Source organism: Marinobacter sp. ELB17 (assembly GCF_000169375.1).
Taxonomy (GTDB): domain Bacteria; phylum Pseudomonadota; class Gammaproteobacteria; order Pseudomonadales; family Oleiphilaceae; genus Marinobacter.
Window position 1 is genome coordinate 113,232 of sequence record NZ_AAXY01000006.1, and the last position, 14,698, is coordinate 127,929.

Consider the following 14,698-nt stretch of genomic DNA (forward strand, 5'->3'; position numbering starts at 1 on the left):
CGGCACATACTGCTTGAATATCCTTTCCAGCTCACCTGTCTCCGCCATCATTTCGAGCCGCTGGGCGACACACTGCTTGAACATTGTTGGCCAAAGGCTATTTACCTAAAGATGACAGGATTCGAACCTGTGACCACTGCCTTCGGAGGGCGGGAATTTTGCACGGCGAGAAGGGGGGGGTGTTGATCGGAAAAATTTTTTTCAACAAGTTATGGCTGCTGGCGGCTGCTTACTTTTAGCTTTTGGCGGACTTTGATGCTGTGCAATGCTGTTAAATCAAATTTTTCATCTTCTCTGTGCACTTAGCTCCTTTGCCACCATCGTTTTCCGCAACTCCTTCTTTGGTAGGAACTCGTCGTCGTAGCAACCTGTATCAAGGTTGAACCTTGATCCGAAGCGGGCTGCCACCAAAAAAACGACGAACGTGTGCCCTTCGACAGTTCCTTGGAGTCGTGCCCGTAAAGTATTGAAAAAATTTGATTATATTTAAAAATGCTTCTGGCACGCTAACCATTGAAACAAAGCTGTCATGATCGTGACCTATGCTCACCGTGAACGTTTCGAGAGGTAGTTCACGTTATGCGTCTTACCGTCCATCAGCGCTTAGTAGTGTTTTCTGGGTTTTGTTTAATAGCTCTTACCGGTCTGACATGGCTTTCTATGTCAGTGGTGCGGGAGGCTGAGGAGGCGACGGATCGACTCGTGCGAGAGCAGATTTCGGATGTCTGGCTGCTTACGGATCTGGATCGCAGCCATCGCCAACTCAAGGGCCTTTCCTACAAAATTAAAGCTCAACTGCTGCTGTGGGATGAGATCAACGAACAGTTCGAAGAAACCTCGGTGGCAATACAGGCGCAATGGCAGTCAGCTCTTGGTAACCCGCGCCTGCAAGGTTGGGCTGAGAAGAACATGGAGGCCCATCAGGCCGTTTTGAACCTGCTTGTGGCTCTGAAAGAACCTATTGATGAAGCCAGTTATTATTCGGCCGGCAAAGTGGTGGACTTTCAGCTTTATCAAGCCCTTGATCCCATGCTTGAAGGCATTGATGCCCGGCGCTCGGTTGGCCGCCAACAGGCGGAGGCAGGGTCTGCCGCGCTGGTCGAATTCCTCGAACAGCAACAACACTTACTGGTTGGGGGATCCCTTTTTGTCTTGTTTGGTATCCTGCTATTAACATACTGGCTACGCCGCACGGTGACCACGAGGCTTCAGTTGATCGCGGAACGCCTCCGGTCCATGGAAGCCGCTTCAGACCTTTCCACCCCGCTGCCGATTTCAGGTCGTGATGAAGTAACGGCTGTGGCGTTAGCAATCAACGGTCTGATCGAAAAATTCAAACTGTTCGTGGGGGATGTCACAGACGCTGCAGCCGCCTTACAGCAGCGTTCAGCCAATCTGGATGAGCAGGCCGATGCAGTCCAGGCCTCGTCGTTACATAACACTCGCCAGATCCACGATGTGGTTTCATCAATGAACGCCATTACCAAGAGCGCAAGCCAGATTGAGCAATCAGCGCAGCATTCCCGAACGCAGGTCACTGGCGCTGTGGCAGGCAACGATGATGTTCAGAACCAGCTGCGCGAGAGTGAGCGTGCCGCTGAACATGCGATTGAGGTTATTAATCGCGTGGCAGGAGCGATTGAGGCCCTTCACGGTTCCAGTAAAAAGATCGAACAGGTGATTGGCGTGATCGCGGACATCGCTGAGCAGACCAACCTGCTGGCCCTGAACGCAGCGATTGAGGCGGCCCGCGCCGGAGAGCAGGGCCGGGGTTTCGCCGTTGTGGCCGATGAAGTACGAAGCCTGTCCCGTCGCACAGGTGAATCCACCAATCAGGTGCGTCAGTGGGTTAGCGAGCTTGTCACCCAGGTTAATAGTGCCAACGGCTTACTGGATGAGACCCGGGCAGCCGGTGGCACTAACCGGGAGACGTTGGGAACACTCAAGACCCACCTGGTGGCACTTAAACAAACCTTTGATGATCTCAGCCATTTTACCACTGAGGTAGACGAGGCAGTGCACGTTCAAAGGGATGAGATTGGCCGGGTGGGGCGGCGCGCGGATGCGCTGGGAGAAAGCTCTCAGGGTCTGGAACAGCATATCGGTCACACTAAAACGGTAAGCGATCAGTTGCGAGGGCAGTCAGAATCGCTGCGAGCCCTGATTTCTCGTTTCCAGATTCAGGGGGCATAACACAGAATGACAGCCGGTGACCAAGCGAGAGAGCTACAGCGTATTATTGATCAGCAGCTTATTTCAACGATGTTTCAACCCATTGTTGACTGCCAGAAAGGAACTGTTCTTGGCTATGAGGTACTTAGCCGGGGACCTTCGGACAGCCCGCTTCACGGGGCTCCTGCATTGTTTCAGGCAGGAGAGCAATGCAAGCAGGTGATCAGCCTGGAGCAGGCGTGTCTGCTGGAAGCCGGGCAAAGCTGCATTCGCCACGGAGTCAGCCACCTGGTTTTCGTGAATGTTTCACCGGGGCTGCTGTTACCGAAAGTGTTTGCGGAGGATCGCTTACAGTCTTTGTTGACGACCAACGGCCTCAAGCCGGAAAACGTTGTTATTGAATTATCCGAGCGTTATCCGGCGGATAACCCGGAGGCGCTAAAGGCTCGATTGACTGCGTTGAAGAAACGTGGTTTCCGGGTTGCGATAGACGACCTGGGCACGGGTTACTCCGGGTTAAAACTCTGGTCTGAAATTCAGCCGGATTTTGTCAAAATTGACCGGCATTTTATTCGCGATGTTGATCGAGACCTGGTAAAAAAAGAATTCGTTCGGTCCGTTATTAACCTCTGTGAGCGGCTGGGGTGCCGGCTGATTGCAGAAGGCGTTGAGACAGTTGCTGAGCTGACGCTGTTGCGCTCAATGGGAATTCATCTGATTCAGGGCTTTCTGTTGGGACGCCCCAATCCGTTTCCTACCGCCGAATTGTCAGCACTGGACAATCCGGCTCCCATCGGCGGGGGTCAGGCGACCTCCGATGCGGGATACCTGGGGCGCTACATCGTGCCACTTGCTCCAACGGCGTCACTGGGCGAGGCCTGGCAGGTTCTGCAATCTTCGCCCTCCATATTTGCGTTGCCCGTGGTGGATAATGACAGGCCTCTCGGTCTGCTGCATAAATGGCGTGTATTGGAAGTTTTCAGCTCAACCTATGGTCGTGCTCTCAATGAGACAAAGCCGGTGTCTAGTTTGACGGCCTATGATGCGCTTGTCGTGGAGCATGACGAATCTCTGGAAGCGGTCAGCCAGTCGCTTTTAGAGGACGACCTTCATTACCTCAAACAGCATTTCATCGTGACCAGGAATGGCCATTACATAGGGCTGGGTTCAACCCGGTCTCTGCTTCGCATGATGACCCGGAGTCGGGTGGAGCAGGCGAGACATGCCAATCCTCTTACTCAGTTGCCGGGAAATGTTCTGATTCAGCAGGAAGCCGTTCGCCGGCTTCAGCAAAACAACCCGTTCACCTGCATTTATTTCGATATTGACCACTTCAAGCCTTTCAACGACCTGTTGGGTTATAGCAAAGGTGATGAGGTCATCTTGTCGTTGGCACGACAACTGTGCACGGTTTTCAATGGGGATAATGAGTGGGTTGGCCACATTGGCGGGGATGATTTTGTGGTATTCAGCGACCGGCTTGAAATCCGAAAACGCTGCGAAGAAGTGCAACAACTTTTTGCCTTAGAGGCGGCAACGCGGTATCCGGAAGCGATACGTCAGGCGGGCTTCATAACGGGTGAAGATCGTGATGGCCTGCCAAGGCAGTTCCCCCTCGTGGCTCTCTCAGCAGGAATCGTTGTTGCAGATAGCCGGGCATTTGGTTCCGCAGCAGATCTGGCAGCGACCGCAGCGGTTGCCAAGTCCAAGGCCAAGAAAGCAGTGAGCGGGATCCAGATTGTGAGTAATATTGCGGCTCTAAACGAGATGTCTGATGATCATAAAACGGCTCTTTTAGCCTGACGTGGTATCAAAAAAGGCACAAAACACGTCGAATGATGGCCAGCGCTTGATGGCTCGGTTGGTTAGGCTGCATGACCCCTCTGAACTCACAGCCATTTGCGTGCTTCTGTGATCACAGTGTTCATCCTGTTGTGCATCGGTATCTCACGCCTTACCGCAAGATACAGGGTTTCGCTAACCGGATTGGGAAGCTGGTGAGTCCTGACAAGCTGACGCTCCTGAAAGGCCTCAACCGCATGAGCCGGCAATACGGTAAAGCCTAAACCTAAGCTCACGGGCTCCAGAGTCAGGCCGATCTGATTTGAGAACCCCTTTTTTTCAAACAGATTGCTGTGTTGAAACTCAGGGTAATTAGCCCCTAGCAGCATTTCAGCATGATGGGCGCCATCCGGGTGATCTATAAACCCGAGTTCCATTAATACTTCCCAGTTCGGCTTTGAAATACTGGCAGGCGTCACCAGCCTTTCTCCACGTTAAAAATGGAAGACCCGTTCGGAAACATTGTGGAAATCTACAGCCACAGCTACGAGTTGTTTTACAGCGACGGCGCCTACTGACGCGTTCTGGTTTGAACGGCTCGACTGCCTGTGTGCGACAGTCGGGCGTTTTTACAACGTGTTACCGGCAGCCAATAATCTGATCGACGAGGTCGGTTAGTTCGGCTGCAACCAGGTCTGGAAGGGGTACGCCAGGGGCAGGTAGAATAGCGTTGTTGGGGCGGGTGACAAATGCACCGCGGCAACCGGCGGCCTGGGCGCCTATGGTGTCCCAAAGGTGACAGGCGACCAGGCACAAGTCTGAGGTCTCGACAGACAACGCCTTCGCGACCAGGCGATAGGTTTCAGGGGCGGGTTTGAATTTACCCGTCTCCTCGATGCTGAAGGTTCGCTCAAAAAAGTGACTTAATCCCGCCTTTTCTAGCGGGGTGGGCGAAGCGCCGCTGGCGGAGTTGGTCAGGGTGACCAGTCTGAAACCTGCATCGCGCAACCGGGTAAGAGCTGGAATAGCGTCCGGATGCACCGGCATTGTACTCATCCGCGTTTTCAACTCCGCAATATCGTCATCCCCAATGTCCACCTGGTGAATGTCGGCGGTCATCCGCAGTGCGCCCACGCCAAGTGCTCCAAAGGGCGTGTAAAGACCGGACAGAGTCATTGTCTGTGAATAAAGAACCAATGCCGAAAACCATTCCCTCAGCACCTGTCGATCGCCGAACACGCGATGAAATAAAGGCTCCAGAGTGGTTATATCGAGAAGTGTTTCATTCACATCAAACACAATAATGGATGGAAACTTCTTGTCGGGCATGAACATTCTCTTTTGGGTTGCATTATTAATCGCGGAAACTAGACATCAGTTCATGGCCAGTCGGGCATCTGTGCGTTTACAGCTTAAGAATTCAGACGTTGCCAACCACTCGGGATCCGGGTAGTAGGTGAACAGATACTGGTTTTCTTTCAGGCTATCGATCAGTTTGATGGCGACTTCCTGGCGAACTGCAGGGCAGCCGTGGCTGCGCCCCAAACGCCCGGTTTGTTCTATGAAGTTCTTGCTGACGTAATCGGCACCGTGAATGACGATGGCCCGCTGGTAGGCCAGATCGTTTACGCCTGCCTCCAATCCTTTCAGGCGCAATGAGTAGCCGTTGCGACCGTGATAACTGTTGAGCGTGCGAAACAGGCCAATACTGGATTGATAGCTTTCCGGAATGTTGGAAAATGACTTGGCCTCGGCATTGCCCGAGCCCCGGCCATGGGACACAAGCTCTTTAAACAGCAATTTTTGGCGTTTAAGGTCAAACACCCAAAGCCGCTGCTCAGTTGATGGCAATGAAAAATCGATGACGGCAAGCCTCTTGGCATCGGGTTGTGCGCAGGCCAGTGCCCGCGCTGCCAGGCGCAAGACCTGTGGATTGGCTCTTGGTGCCAGCTTTGCCAGTGTGTTGTTGAGGCGAGTTTGCTGGGCTGTAGACGTTGCGCTACTAAACGTTGCGCTATCAGAGGTTGCTTTAGTTAAGGGTTTGTCGGAATTGGCGGCCATCGCATTGTGGCCCCCCAGAATTATTTGACTACACAGAGCCGCGCCGAGCAGCCATTGGTTTAAACGTATCATCGGCATCCAGAAAATCCGTATTAAAGGCAGGACTTTACCTGACGTTAAACTGTCTTACTGGTAAAGGCGGATCATACTGTCACTATAAACGCGGATCATCCGGTTTTCCGCAAGGTGCGTAATTATAACGTTAGAGGTCGAAATAGCCAGTTTTTATCTGGCACATGGAGGAATTGTATGCTGGGGCGTCATGCGATAAGCCGCTTTTTGCTGCCGCTTGTATTGTGGCTGGGAGTTGCCGGCCACAGCGTGGCGGTGCAGGAAAACAGCGAGTCAGACCAAGATTTCGCTGCTTACCTATCGTTTGAAACTGAAGATTTGCGCGCTTTTTACGCGGCTAGAGACGGTCGGTTTGTGTGGCAGCACAGTGAATCGGTTGCGGCTTTTGCTGCTGCACTCAATACCCTGCAAAGTGATGGCCTGAATGTAACCGACTACCAACCCGGCGCCATCATGGCGCGTTATCGTCAACTGCAGGCACCGTACACTACAGCCAATGATCGCCTGCGCTTTGAATTGTCGGTAAGCCGAATCCTGTTGACCGCGTTGACGCACCTGCAGCGCGGCAAGGTGGACCCGTATCAGATTGATCCTCAGTGGGAAATACCGGTTATGGCGCGCGCTCTGGATTATCAGGGAATTTCCGAGGCGGTAGATGCGCAGCGTTTTGAACAGGCGTTTTCCCTGGCACGGCCTTACCCGGCGCCTTACCAACGCCTGCGTGCGGGGCTGGCATACTATCGCAATATCCAGCTGGAGGGCGGCTGGCAGCAGTTGCCGCAACGACCTCAGTCACTAAGGCCGGGCGATGTCGACGCCGATGTCCCTCTGCTACGCCAGCGATTGGCGATGATAGGAGGCCTGGGCTTACAAAACGCCATGTCCGCTGTCCAGCCCGAAGAACAGACTGCGACTCTTCTTGAATACGATGAAGCCATGGTAGGGGCCGTGCGTCTTTTTCAGCGACACCACTTGCTGGAGGCAGACGGTATAGTGGGTCAACAAACACGAAACGCGTTTAATGTGTCTGTTGACGAGCGCATTAACCAGATTCGAGCCAACCTGGAGCGCGCTCGTTGGTTGTTACACGGCGAAGCCAGCGCTTTTATTCTGGTGGATATTGCCGGTTATCGCATAAGCTACTTTCGCCCTAACGGCGAAATCTGGCGTTCGCGGATTGTGGTTGGCCAGCCCTATCGCAGCACGCCGTCGCTGCGCTCCGAGATTACCCACTTAACCGTCAATCCGACCTGGACAGTGCCACCGACCATTTATCGGGAAGACTCGTTGCCAAAAATTCGCGATGACATCGGCTATCTGTATCGCCAGAACATGAGCGTGCTTGACCTTCGGGGGCAGCGCCTGGATCCGCAACAGATCGACTGGTGGAATCCCGGTAGCATTATGCTGCGCCAGGGCCCGGGCCCGATGAATGCGCTGGGGCAATTGGTTCTGCGTTTTCCCAACAACCACCTGGTGTATTTGCACGATACGCCTGCGCAGGCGCTGTTCGGGCGCCAACAGCGGGCGTTCAGTTCGGGTTGCATTCGGGTACAAGGCATAACGGAGTTGGCACAACTGCTGTTTGACGACACCGACACGGCTGCGGATGTGAAAGCATTGATTGCGACTGGAGACACCCGCAATATTAAACTGCGGCGCACGATGCCGGTCATACTGCATTATTGGACGGTACACCCGGGCGAAGACGGCGAGTTGGTGTTTCGCCCGGATATTTATCAACAAGATGCCAGACTGCAGAAAGCGCTCGACCAACCTTTGGGATCACAGGGCTGGTTCGAGTTTAATCATTTGACGCCAGGTGAGTCCGAATCAGGTCTGCCAGTTGACGTGCTGGTTCCGATGGCCGGCCAATAGAGCGGTGCAGGGCGATTTCAACGGATTGTAACGCCGGCATGCCGCTGCGCTCGTCAATCACCCGCAGTTGATCGGTTAGCATATTGCGGGTTACCACAACCACCGCCAAACCGGCCACGACAACCGGTAAAAGGCCGGTCATGGACTGGCTGGAATAGGCCATGCGCCAGCTCCGGCCTGCAGCCGCCAGCGACGCTTCAGCAACATCACGAAACACGTCTGCGCCCGGCGAATAAAGCGCGAGCGGTATCGGGTCGGCCAGTGATGGTTGCGCGGTGGCGCCAACGGCCCATACCAGCGGTTCGCGGCGAATCACCTCACCGCCCGGTGAACGCACCTGACGCGTTACCACGGCCATATCCAGGCCGCCATCCTGTACCTGCTTCACCAGATCAACGCTGGAGCGGCAAATAACCTGTAACTGAATCGCCGGATATCGCTGGCTGAAGTGCGATAACACGGACGTCAGCAGAAAGGCGTAATCCTCGGGAATACCCAGGCTCAGCTCGCCGGAGACCTGTCGGCGTTGAACGTCGTCCACCGCTTCGCTGTTTAGCGCCAGCATTTTTCGCGCGTACCCCACCAGCTTTTGCCCCTCGGCTGTCAGGCGAATTTTACGACCTTCGGGTTCATGCAGGGCAACGTCCAATGATGCTTCCAGCCGTCGCAGCTGCATGCTCACAGCCGATTGTGTGTAAGCCAGGCGTTCAGCCGCCGCAGTCACGCTGCCGGCGTCGGCAATCGCGACCAGCGTACGCAACATGTTCAGATCCAGAATGCGCCGTCTCAAATCATCAATTCCTGTTATGTTATCAATCAAAAAATGTCGATTTTGTGATGTGTTTAAAGTGTATAGGGTTAGACCCTGTCTTGCTAATTCAGCAGCGTCGAGGGAGTACTAACGGTGAGTAGCCATACCATTGCAATACACCAACCGCTTTATCTCAGCGTCTTTGCGGCACTTGTCGCCGTTGTCCTGTGGGCGATCGCGCCGCTGCTGGTGGATATCGCAAGCGCGGTACCGCCGTTTCGGCTGGCAACAATTGCTCTGTTAAGTGGTGCTGTGGCGGCTTTGCCCATGACGTTGCGCAAGCGCAAAAAAGCGCAAACGGAACCCAGGCAGGTAACGCTGTCGCTCAAGTGGAAACTGGTGATTTACGGATTGGTACCGGCGCTGATTTTTGGCGCCGTGGCCAGTTATCTGGCGAGCATGGATAAGGCGCCTGCTGCGGAGGCCGCGTTGATTACGTACACCTGGCCCATACTGTTTATTGTGCTTAGCCAATGGATGTTTCATCGGCGCATTTCATTGCCAGTCATCGTCGGGGCCGGTATTGCATTTTGTGGCGCAGCGGTCTTGATATCGCCTGATTCCCTGGGAGCAGGCACTAGCGGCCATTACGCCGGTTATGCATTGGCACTGCTGGCCGCTTGCTGTTGGGCATTGTATTCGTGGATTTGTCAGGCGGCGCCGGTAGCGATTGCACCACTGATGCCCTTGCTGTTTCTGGTTGCAGGCGCCGGCGCGGCAACCGCAGATACTTTGACTGGGAGCGCACTGGGAATGCCTTCCGGTGGGGCTTTGCTGGCCGGCATCGCTCTTGGTCTTGGACCTTATGGGCTTGCTATGGTGGCTTGGGACCTGGCTGTGCGTACCGGGCCTACGGCGTTGGTTGGCAGCTTGGCCTATGCGGTGCCGGTATTGGCCGCGGTGCTTTTGGTTGTTGCGGGCATTGCCTCCCCGGATTGGCGTTTGCCGGTGGCGGCGTTACTGGTAGTGGCCGGCTCGGTGGTGGCATCTATGAAATCTGGCCGCCAACAACCGGCCTAGAGTCGGTCAACTTAGAGCTAACCCTATTCCTTGATAGCTTCAAAACCAAAGCGCAGGGTAACTTCGTCGCCCACCATGTCGCCATCAAGGCCGTAGGTCATGCCCCATTCGCTGCGTTTCAGTCGGGTTTCGGCGCTAATACCCAGGGTGTATTCCTCGTGCCCGAACGGATAAACCGCAGATTTGTTGAGCGTTACGTTTAACACAACCGGATTGGTTTGCCCGAGCATGGCCAGGTCCCCGGTGACCTGGCCGGTGTTATCGCCGGTGGTGTTGAAATCGGTCATGGTGAAAACGATGTCGGGGTGCTTGGAACTGTCGAGGAAGTCTTTGCTGGTGACATGCTCGTCGCGCTTTTTGTGATTGGTGAATACGCTGTCGCTTTTGAATATCAGCTTGCCGGAACTGAGCTCACGGGTTTCCTCGTCGTAAACAAATGCTCCTTCTATCTCGCGGAACATGCCCATCACCGGGGCGTAGCCGATGTGCATGATTTCAAACACCATGGAAAAGTGCTCGTCATCGACCTTGAAGTGGGTCGGCTCGGCGTGAACCAGCGGGGCTGAAGCCAAACAAACAGGCACTAGAACAGCGCTAGCAATTTGGCGCAAGGATAGGACAGCGATTCCGGAAGTACGGTTTTTCTCAGTCTGTTTCATGTTGTTCTCTCCGTTGATAGAGCCAATATACATCTAGAAAAAACGACCAGGTTAACAGCAACAGCGCCGTTGCCAGCGACACGCTGACAAGCAGGGAAGGCGCTGTCGGCACAATTGCCACCATCAGCGTGACAATCTGCCATACGCAGACTGTCTTGCGGCGGAAGCTCGGCGGCAGCGGCTGGTTTATCCATGGCAGGGCCCAGGCAGCCACTACAAATCCATAGCGCATCAGGCCCAGCGCCAGTACCCAGGCGCCAGCTTTGCCAATGGCGAAAACCATCAGGCACAGGCCGAGAATAAACAGCGCGTCCAGTTCCATATCGAATCTGGCGCCGAACTCACTGGTGCTGTTGGTGCGCCGCGCCAACTGACCGTCTACGCCGTCCAGTATCAGTGCTAACAAAGCCGCAACGGCATACCACCAAAGGCGGTTAACCGACAGTTCAGCACCTGCGGCCACAGCGCAGGCAATGGCCACCAATACAATGATCATGCAACCGCGCAGCAGAGTTGCCCGATTGGCCCAGCCAAAATTTTGGTGTGGCGGCCAGCGTGTTAGCACACTCGCCACAATAGCGGCATAAAGAATGATGGTTATCGCGGTGGCCAGTGTGGCTGCGGCAGCCTGGGTTGATGCAACAGGCGGAATCACCAGTGCAAACAAAACCGCCAGCACAATGGCACTCCATAGCAGGTCCATCCATGGCGCAAGGCCTTGCGCCTGGGGTGCTGAATTCATCAGTGAACTCCGTTAATAATTCTGTAGACTGTTTAACTTTCAGTATAGACACAAGGAGTACTAGATGAGTTCCACAAATGATGACTCATCGCACGCTGCGACACGGGCATTCTGGATTACCGCCGCTGGCGAAGGGAAAATACTGGACACGGCTTTGAGTGACCCGCCAGGCACGAGTGCGGCCACTACCGACACTGAGGTAACAGTGCAATCGTTGTACTCCGGTGTTAGCCGTGGCACCGAATCTCTGGTATTTCATGGCCGAGTGCCTGCCAGCGAGCACCAGAGTATGCGCGCACCTTTTCAGCAGGGAGATTTCCCTTGGCCCGTTAAATACGGCTACGCCAATGTTGGCCGAGTTGTCAGTGGCCCCGAGGGATTAGCCGGCAAGACGGTATTTTGTCTGTACCCACATCAACAACGTTATAAAGTGCCTGCTTCGGCCGTTGCGCCTTTGCCGCCGGGGTTACCTGCGGCTCGTGCAATATTGGCAGCCAATATGGAGACCGCTGTAAATGGCCTTTGGGATGCCATGCCCGGCGTGGGCGACCGCATTGCGGTGGTGGGTTTGGGTGTTGTTGGGTTGCTGGTAGCCTGGTTAGCCAGCCGCATACCCGGAACCCACGTCGTCGCTCTGGACACCAACTCTGGTCGCGAGGCGGTGGCGCGTAAGCTGGGCCTGAACTTCGCCAGCCAAAGCAGCGCCGATGATTTTGACCTGGTGATTCACGCCAGTGGCCAAAGTGCCGGCTTGGCGACAGCCCTTGGCCTGGCTGGTCCGGAGGCAACGGTGGTGGAAATGAGCTGGTACGGCGACCAGCCCGTCAACGCACTCCTGGGCGGGGCCTTTCATCCCCGCCGCCTGACCCTGAAATCCAGCCAGGTGGGTGGGATTAGCCCGCTTCGCCAGCCGCGCTGGGATTATCGCCGGCGCCTGATACTGGCTCTGGACTTGCTGCAAGATCCGGTGTTAGACGCTCTGATCAGCGCAGAAACCCCGTTCGAGCAAATGCCGCAAACCATGGCGCAAATTCTTGGCCCGGGTGATGATACTTTATGCCATCGAATTCGTTATTAGTCATAACTCTTTATAGACAGCTTTGCACAGTAGGCTTCTCACATTATGCTTTGCCAAAGGAGATTTAAATGTACAGCCTGACCGTTCGCGATCACATCATGATTGCCCACAGTTTTAACGGCGGAATTTTTGGGCCCGCTCAGAAAACCCACGGCGCCACTTATATCGTTGACGTTAGCTTTGAGCGTAAGACGCTCGACTATGACGATCTGATTGTGGACATTGGCCTTGCTTCAGAGCAGTTGAAAGCACTGCTGGCGGAGTTCAACATGAAAAATCTGGACGACGTGGAGGAATTCAAAGGCCGCAACACCACCACCGAATTTATGGCAAAGGTTATATTTGAACGACTTGCAGCGGTGATTCGAACCGGCCAACTGGGGGAGTCAGGCAAAGGTGTTGAACGCCTGAAGGTAACCTTGGCGGAATCCCATATTGCCTGGGCCAGCTACCATGGCGACATTTGAATCCAGCCACGAGCTGCTGTTTGTTGTACCGGGTGATCCGCAACAGAACACCGGTGGTTATCGCTACGTACGCGAGTTAGTAGCCGCGCTCAACCAAGCTGGCGCGGTAAACCAGCCCGGCATAAACGCACGAATAACGGGATTGCCAGGCCAGTTTCCGCAGCCTGATACCGTGGCACTAACGGCCATGAACGAGTTGCTTGCGAGTGCGGCAGACCAGTCTTGGGTGGTGCTCGACGGACTTGCCATGAGCGCCATGCCAGAAATACTGGAAGCACACCGGTCACGGCTCAATCTGGTCGCGTTGATTCACCATCCGCTGGCCGATGAAACTGGCCTGAGCTCGCAGCAGCAAGCGTGGTTCTTTGCCGCCGAAAAGCGGGCGCTGGCGGCGGTGCCCCACGTTGTGACCACCAGCCGCTTCACCGCAGAACGCCTTAAGGATTTTGGCGTATCGCCAGACCGCATCCGCATCGCCCAACCGGGTGTCGAAAAGCGTGCTTTGGGTGCGCCGGAACACTCTGCCGGTGGCACGGTTGAGGACACAAAGACGATACGGCTGTTATGCGTTGCGCAACTGTCGCCGCGTAAGGCCCAGCATCAGTTGGTAGAAGCCCTTTCCGGGTTGAAAGAGCTACCCTCGTGGCAGTGCGTTCTGGCGGGTGCCTGTGATCGTGATCCGCACTACGCCGAGCAGGTGCGCCGGCAGATTCAGCAGGCTGATTTGTGTTCGAGTATTACGCTGACCGGCGAAGTGGACGGCGATGCGCTGGCAGCACTTTACCGCAACGCCGATATCTTCGTGTTGCCGTCGCTGTACGAAGGCTATGGCATGGTGATTGATGAAGCACTGGGTGTCGGTTTGCCGGTTATTTCCTCCAACGGTGGCGCTTTATTGCACACCGCCGATCGCCCCGGCGTTGCGATGTACAACGCGGGGGATGTGGCAGCGTTGCGTGAACGTTTGGGTATTTGGATAACCAAGCCTGACGTCCTGGCGCAAGCCCGCCTTAGTGCCGAGTCCGAGTCGCAGCGTGTGCGCACCTGGGCCGATACAGCCGCCGCCTTTACGGCCGCGCTAACCGACTTTCAAAGCCATCACCCGCATACCGAGTTCAGCGCTGACTGGCTCAGCCTGCGACAGCCAGCGGATTATAAGGCGCGGTCGCAAAACCTCAACACCATGCTGCGTGATTGGCTACAACAGCAATCGGGTGACCAAGTAAGGCCGCAGCCGCCAACGCTGGTCGATCTGGGTACCGGGCTGGGGTCTAATGCCGGGTATTTGGCCAAGGTACTTGATAACTCGCAGAAGTGGCTTTTGATCGACCAAGACACGGGTTTGTTGGCAGCCGCAGCGGCGCGACTAGAGCCGCTAGGCCTGAGCGTTGAGCTCCGGGCTTTACAGCTGTTACCACAAACGTTTGCCGGGCTATTACCCGCGGATACACGCCTGGTGACCGCATCGGCGCTGATTGACCTTGTGTCGGCCCAATGGTTGCAGGCGCTGGTAAAAGAGGTCGCGGACAAACGCGCGGCCCTATTGGTTGTGCTGAGCTACGCCGGACGCTTCGAGCTTAGCCCCCAGCACTCTGATGACGATCTGCTGCGCGTACTGGTGAATCAACACCAACATGGCGACAAAGGCCTGGGAGCGGCGCTGGGGCCAAGCGCCACTGCAGCGCTGACCGCAGAACTGAAGAGCTGTGGTTATGAGGTGCACATTGCCGCCAGTGACTGGCAGCTGGGTGAAGGTGAAGGTGAAGAGCATGCTGAGCTGGCGCGCCAATTGATGCACGGTTGGGTAAATGCTGCCATCCAGCAGGACTTGGATCAGAGCACACGTTTAAGGGTCTGGCTTGACGCCAGAGAACGGCAGCTGGCCGCAGGGGATTTGCGCATTACGGTGTGCCATGAAGATCTGCTCGCGTTGCCGCCAAGGGCCGGGTAGCCGGT

Annotated in this window: 13 protein-coding genes and 1 pseudogene; 8 read left to right on the forward strand and 6 right to left on the reverse strand. The window is 55.3% G+C overall.

The window, feature by feature from the left end; translation table 11 throughout:
- The first annotated feature begins 702 nt into the window (after window positions 1-702).
- Both MELB17_RS09785 and MELB17_RS09790 read left to right on the forward strand, forming a co-directional pair.
- Window positions 703-2,193, forward strand: a complete 1,491-nt coding sequence (locus MELB17_RS09785) for a methyl-accepting chemotaxis protein (protein ID WP_007350066.1) — start codon at window positions 703-705, stop codon at window positions 2,191-2,193.
- A 6-nt stretch (window positions 2,194-2,199) separates the two neighbouring features.
- Window positions 2,200-3,975, forward strand: a complete 1,776-nt coding sequence (locus MELB17_RS09790) for a bifunctional diguanylate cyclase/phosphodiesterase (RefSeq protein WP_007350067.1) — start codon at window positions 2,200-2,202, stop codon at window positions 3,973-3,975.
- A gap of 86 nt (window positions 3,976-4,061) precedes the next feature.
- Here the strand turns inward: MELB17_RS09790 and MELB17_RS09795 are convergent, their stop codons facing one another.
- On the reverse strand, window positions 4,062-4,433 hold the full coding sequence (locus MELB17_RS09795) for a LysR family transcriptional regulator (protein ID WP_007350068.1): 372 nt from the start codon (window positions 4,431-4,433) through the stop codon (window positions 4,062-4,064).
- An 18-nt stretch (window positions 4,434-4,451) separates the two neighbouring features.
- Between MELB17_RS09795 and MELB17_RS26355 the strand changes: the two are divergent.
- Window positions 4,452-4,532 (forward strand): annotated as a pseudogene (locus MELB17_RS26355) (glyoxalase); the annotation flags it as partial.
- Between the two features lie 61 nt (window positions 4,533-4,593).
- On the opposite strand, the gene MELB17_RS09800 reads toward MELB17_RS26355, so the two are convergent.
- Entirely contained in the window at window positions 4,594-5,283 is a 690-nt protein-coding gene (locus tag MELB17_RS09800; protein WP_007350070.1) for a haloacid dehalogenase type II, read from the reverse strand.
- Window positions 5,284-5,328: 45 nt separating this feature from the next.
- Entirely contained in the window at window positions 5,329-6,093 is a 765-nt protein-coding gene (locus tag MELB17_RS09805; protein ID WP_007350071.1) for a murein L,D-transpeptidase catalytic domain family protein, read from the reverse strand.
- Between the two features lie 171 nt (window positions 6,094-6,264).
- Here MELB17_RS09805 and MELB17_RS09810 point away from each other — a divergent pair, with 171 nt between their 5' ends.
- Complete coding sequence (locus MELB17_RS09810; RefSeq protein ID WP_007350072.1) at window positions 6,265-7,965, forward strand: L,D-transpeptidase family protein; 1,701 nt, start codon at window positions 6,265-6,267, stop codon at window positions 7,963-7,965.
- Here MELB17_RS09810 and MELB17_RS09815 read toward each other — a convergent pair.
- Complete coding sequence (locus MELB17_RS09815) at window positions 7,892-8,755, reverse strand: LysR substrate-binding domain-containing protein (protein ID WP_007350073.1); 864 nt, start codon at window positions 8,753-8,755, stop codon at window positions 7,892-7,894. The two genes, MELB17_RS09810 and MELB17_RS09815, sit on opposite strands and share 74 nt — an antisense overlap.
- A 114-nt stretch (window positions 8,756-8,869) precedes the next feature.
- Between MELB17_RS09815 and MELB17_RS09820 the strand changes: the two genes are divergently transcribed.
- Window positions 8,870-9,796 (forward strand): DMT family transporter, encoded by a 927-nt coding sequence (locus MELB17_RS09820; RefSeq protein ID WP_007350074.1) that lies wholly within the window; start codon window positions 8,870-8,872, stop codon window positions 9,794-9,796.
- Window positions 9,797-9,819: 23 nt separating this feature from the next.
- Here MELB17_RS09820 and MELB17_RS09825 read toward each other — a convergent pair whose 3' ends face one another.
- Window positions 9,820-10,455, reverse strand: a complete 636-nt coding sequence (locus tag MELB17_RS09825; RefSeq protein ID WP_007350075.1) for a YceI family protein — start codon at window positions 10,453-10,455, stop codon at window positions 9,820-9,822.
- On the reverse strand, window positions 10,442-11,197 hold the full coding sequence (locus MELB17_RS09830) for a CDP-alcohol phosphatidyltransferase family protein (RefSeq protein ID WP_007350076.1): 756 nt from the start codon (window positions 11,195-11,197) through the stop codon (window positions 10,442-10,444). The genes MELB17_RS09825 and MELB17_RS09830 overlap by 14 nt, the downstream gene beginning before the upstream one ends.
- 64 nt (window positions 11,198-11,261) lie before the next feature.
- Between MELB17_RS09830 and MELB17_RS09835 the strand changes: the two genes are divergently transcribed.
- From MELB17_RS09835 to MELB17_RS09845, 3 genes are all read left to right on the forward strand, one after another.
- A complete protein-coding gene (locus tag MELB17_RS09835) occupies window positions 11,262-12,275 on the forward strand; it encodes a zinc-dependent alcohol dehydrogenase (RefSeq protein WP_007350077.1) in 1,014 nt (337 codons plus the stop codon).
- Window positions 12,276-12,343: 68 nt separating this feature from the next.
- The gene (locus MELB17_RS09840) at window positions 12,344-12,742 is read left to right on the forward strand and encodes a 6-pyruvoyl trahydropterin synthase family protein (protein WP_007350078.1); all 399 of its coding nucleotides are present in this window, start codon (window positions 12,344-12,346) and stop codon (window positions 12,740-12,742) included.
- Entirely contained in the window at window positions 12,729-14,693 is a 1,965-nt protein-coding gene (locus tag MELB17_RS09845; protein WP_007350079.1) for a glycosyltransferase family 4 protein, read from the forward strand. Before MELB17_RS09840 ends, MELB17_RS09845 begins: the two co-directional genes overlap by 14 nt.
- Window positions 14,694-14,698 lie beyond the last annotated feature (5 nt).

Bases quoted from the DNA above. Each gene is read 5' to 3' on its own strand.
- MELB17_RS09790 (WP_007350067.1), top strand. From the start codon at position 2,200: ATGACAGCCGGTGACCAAGCGAGAGAGCTACAGCGTATTATTGATCAG.
- MELB17_RS09800 (WP_007350070.1), bottom strand. From the start codon at position 5,283: ATGCCCGACAAGAAGTTTCCATCCATTATTGTGTTTGATGTGAATGAA.
- MELB17_RS09805 (WP_007350071.1), bottom strand. From the start codon at position 6,093: ATGCCGATGATACGTTTAAACCAATGGCTGCTCGGCGCGGCTCTGTGT.
- MELB17_RS09810 (WP_007350072.1), top strand. From the start codon at position 6,265: ATGCTGGGGCGTCATGCGATAAGCCGCTTTTTGCTGCCGCTTGTATTG.
- MELB17_RS09825 (WP_007350075.1), bottom strand. From the start codon at position 10,455: ATGAAACAGACTGAGAAAAACCGTACTTCCGGAATCGCTGTCCTATCC.
- MELB17_RS09830 (WP_007350076.1), bottom strand. From the start codon at position 11,197: ATGAATTCAGCACCCCAGGCGCAAGGCCTTGCGCCATGGATGGACCTG.
- MELB17_RS09835 (WP_007350077.1), top strand. From the start codon at position 11,262: ATGAGTTCCACAAATGATGACTCATCGCACGCTGCGACACGGGCATTC.
- MELB17_RS09840 (WP_007350078.1), top strand. From the start codon at position 12,344: ATGTACAGCCTGACCGTTCGCGATCACATCATGATTGCCCACAGTTTT.
- MELB17_RS09845 (WP_007350079.1), top strand. From the start codon at position 12,729: ATGGCGACATTTGAATCCAGCCACGAGCTGCTGTTTGTTGTACCGGGT.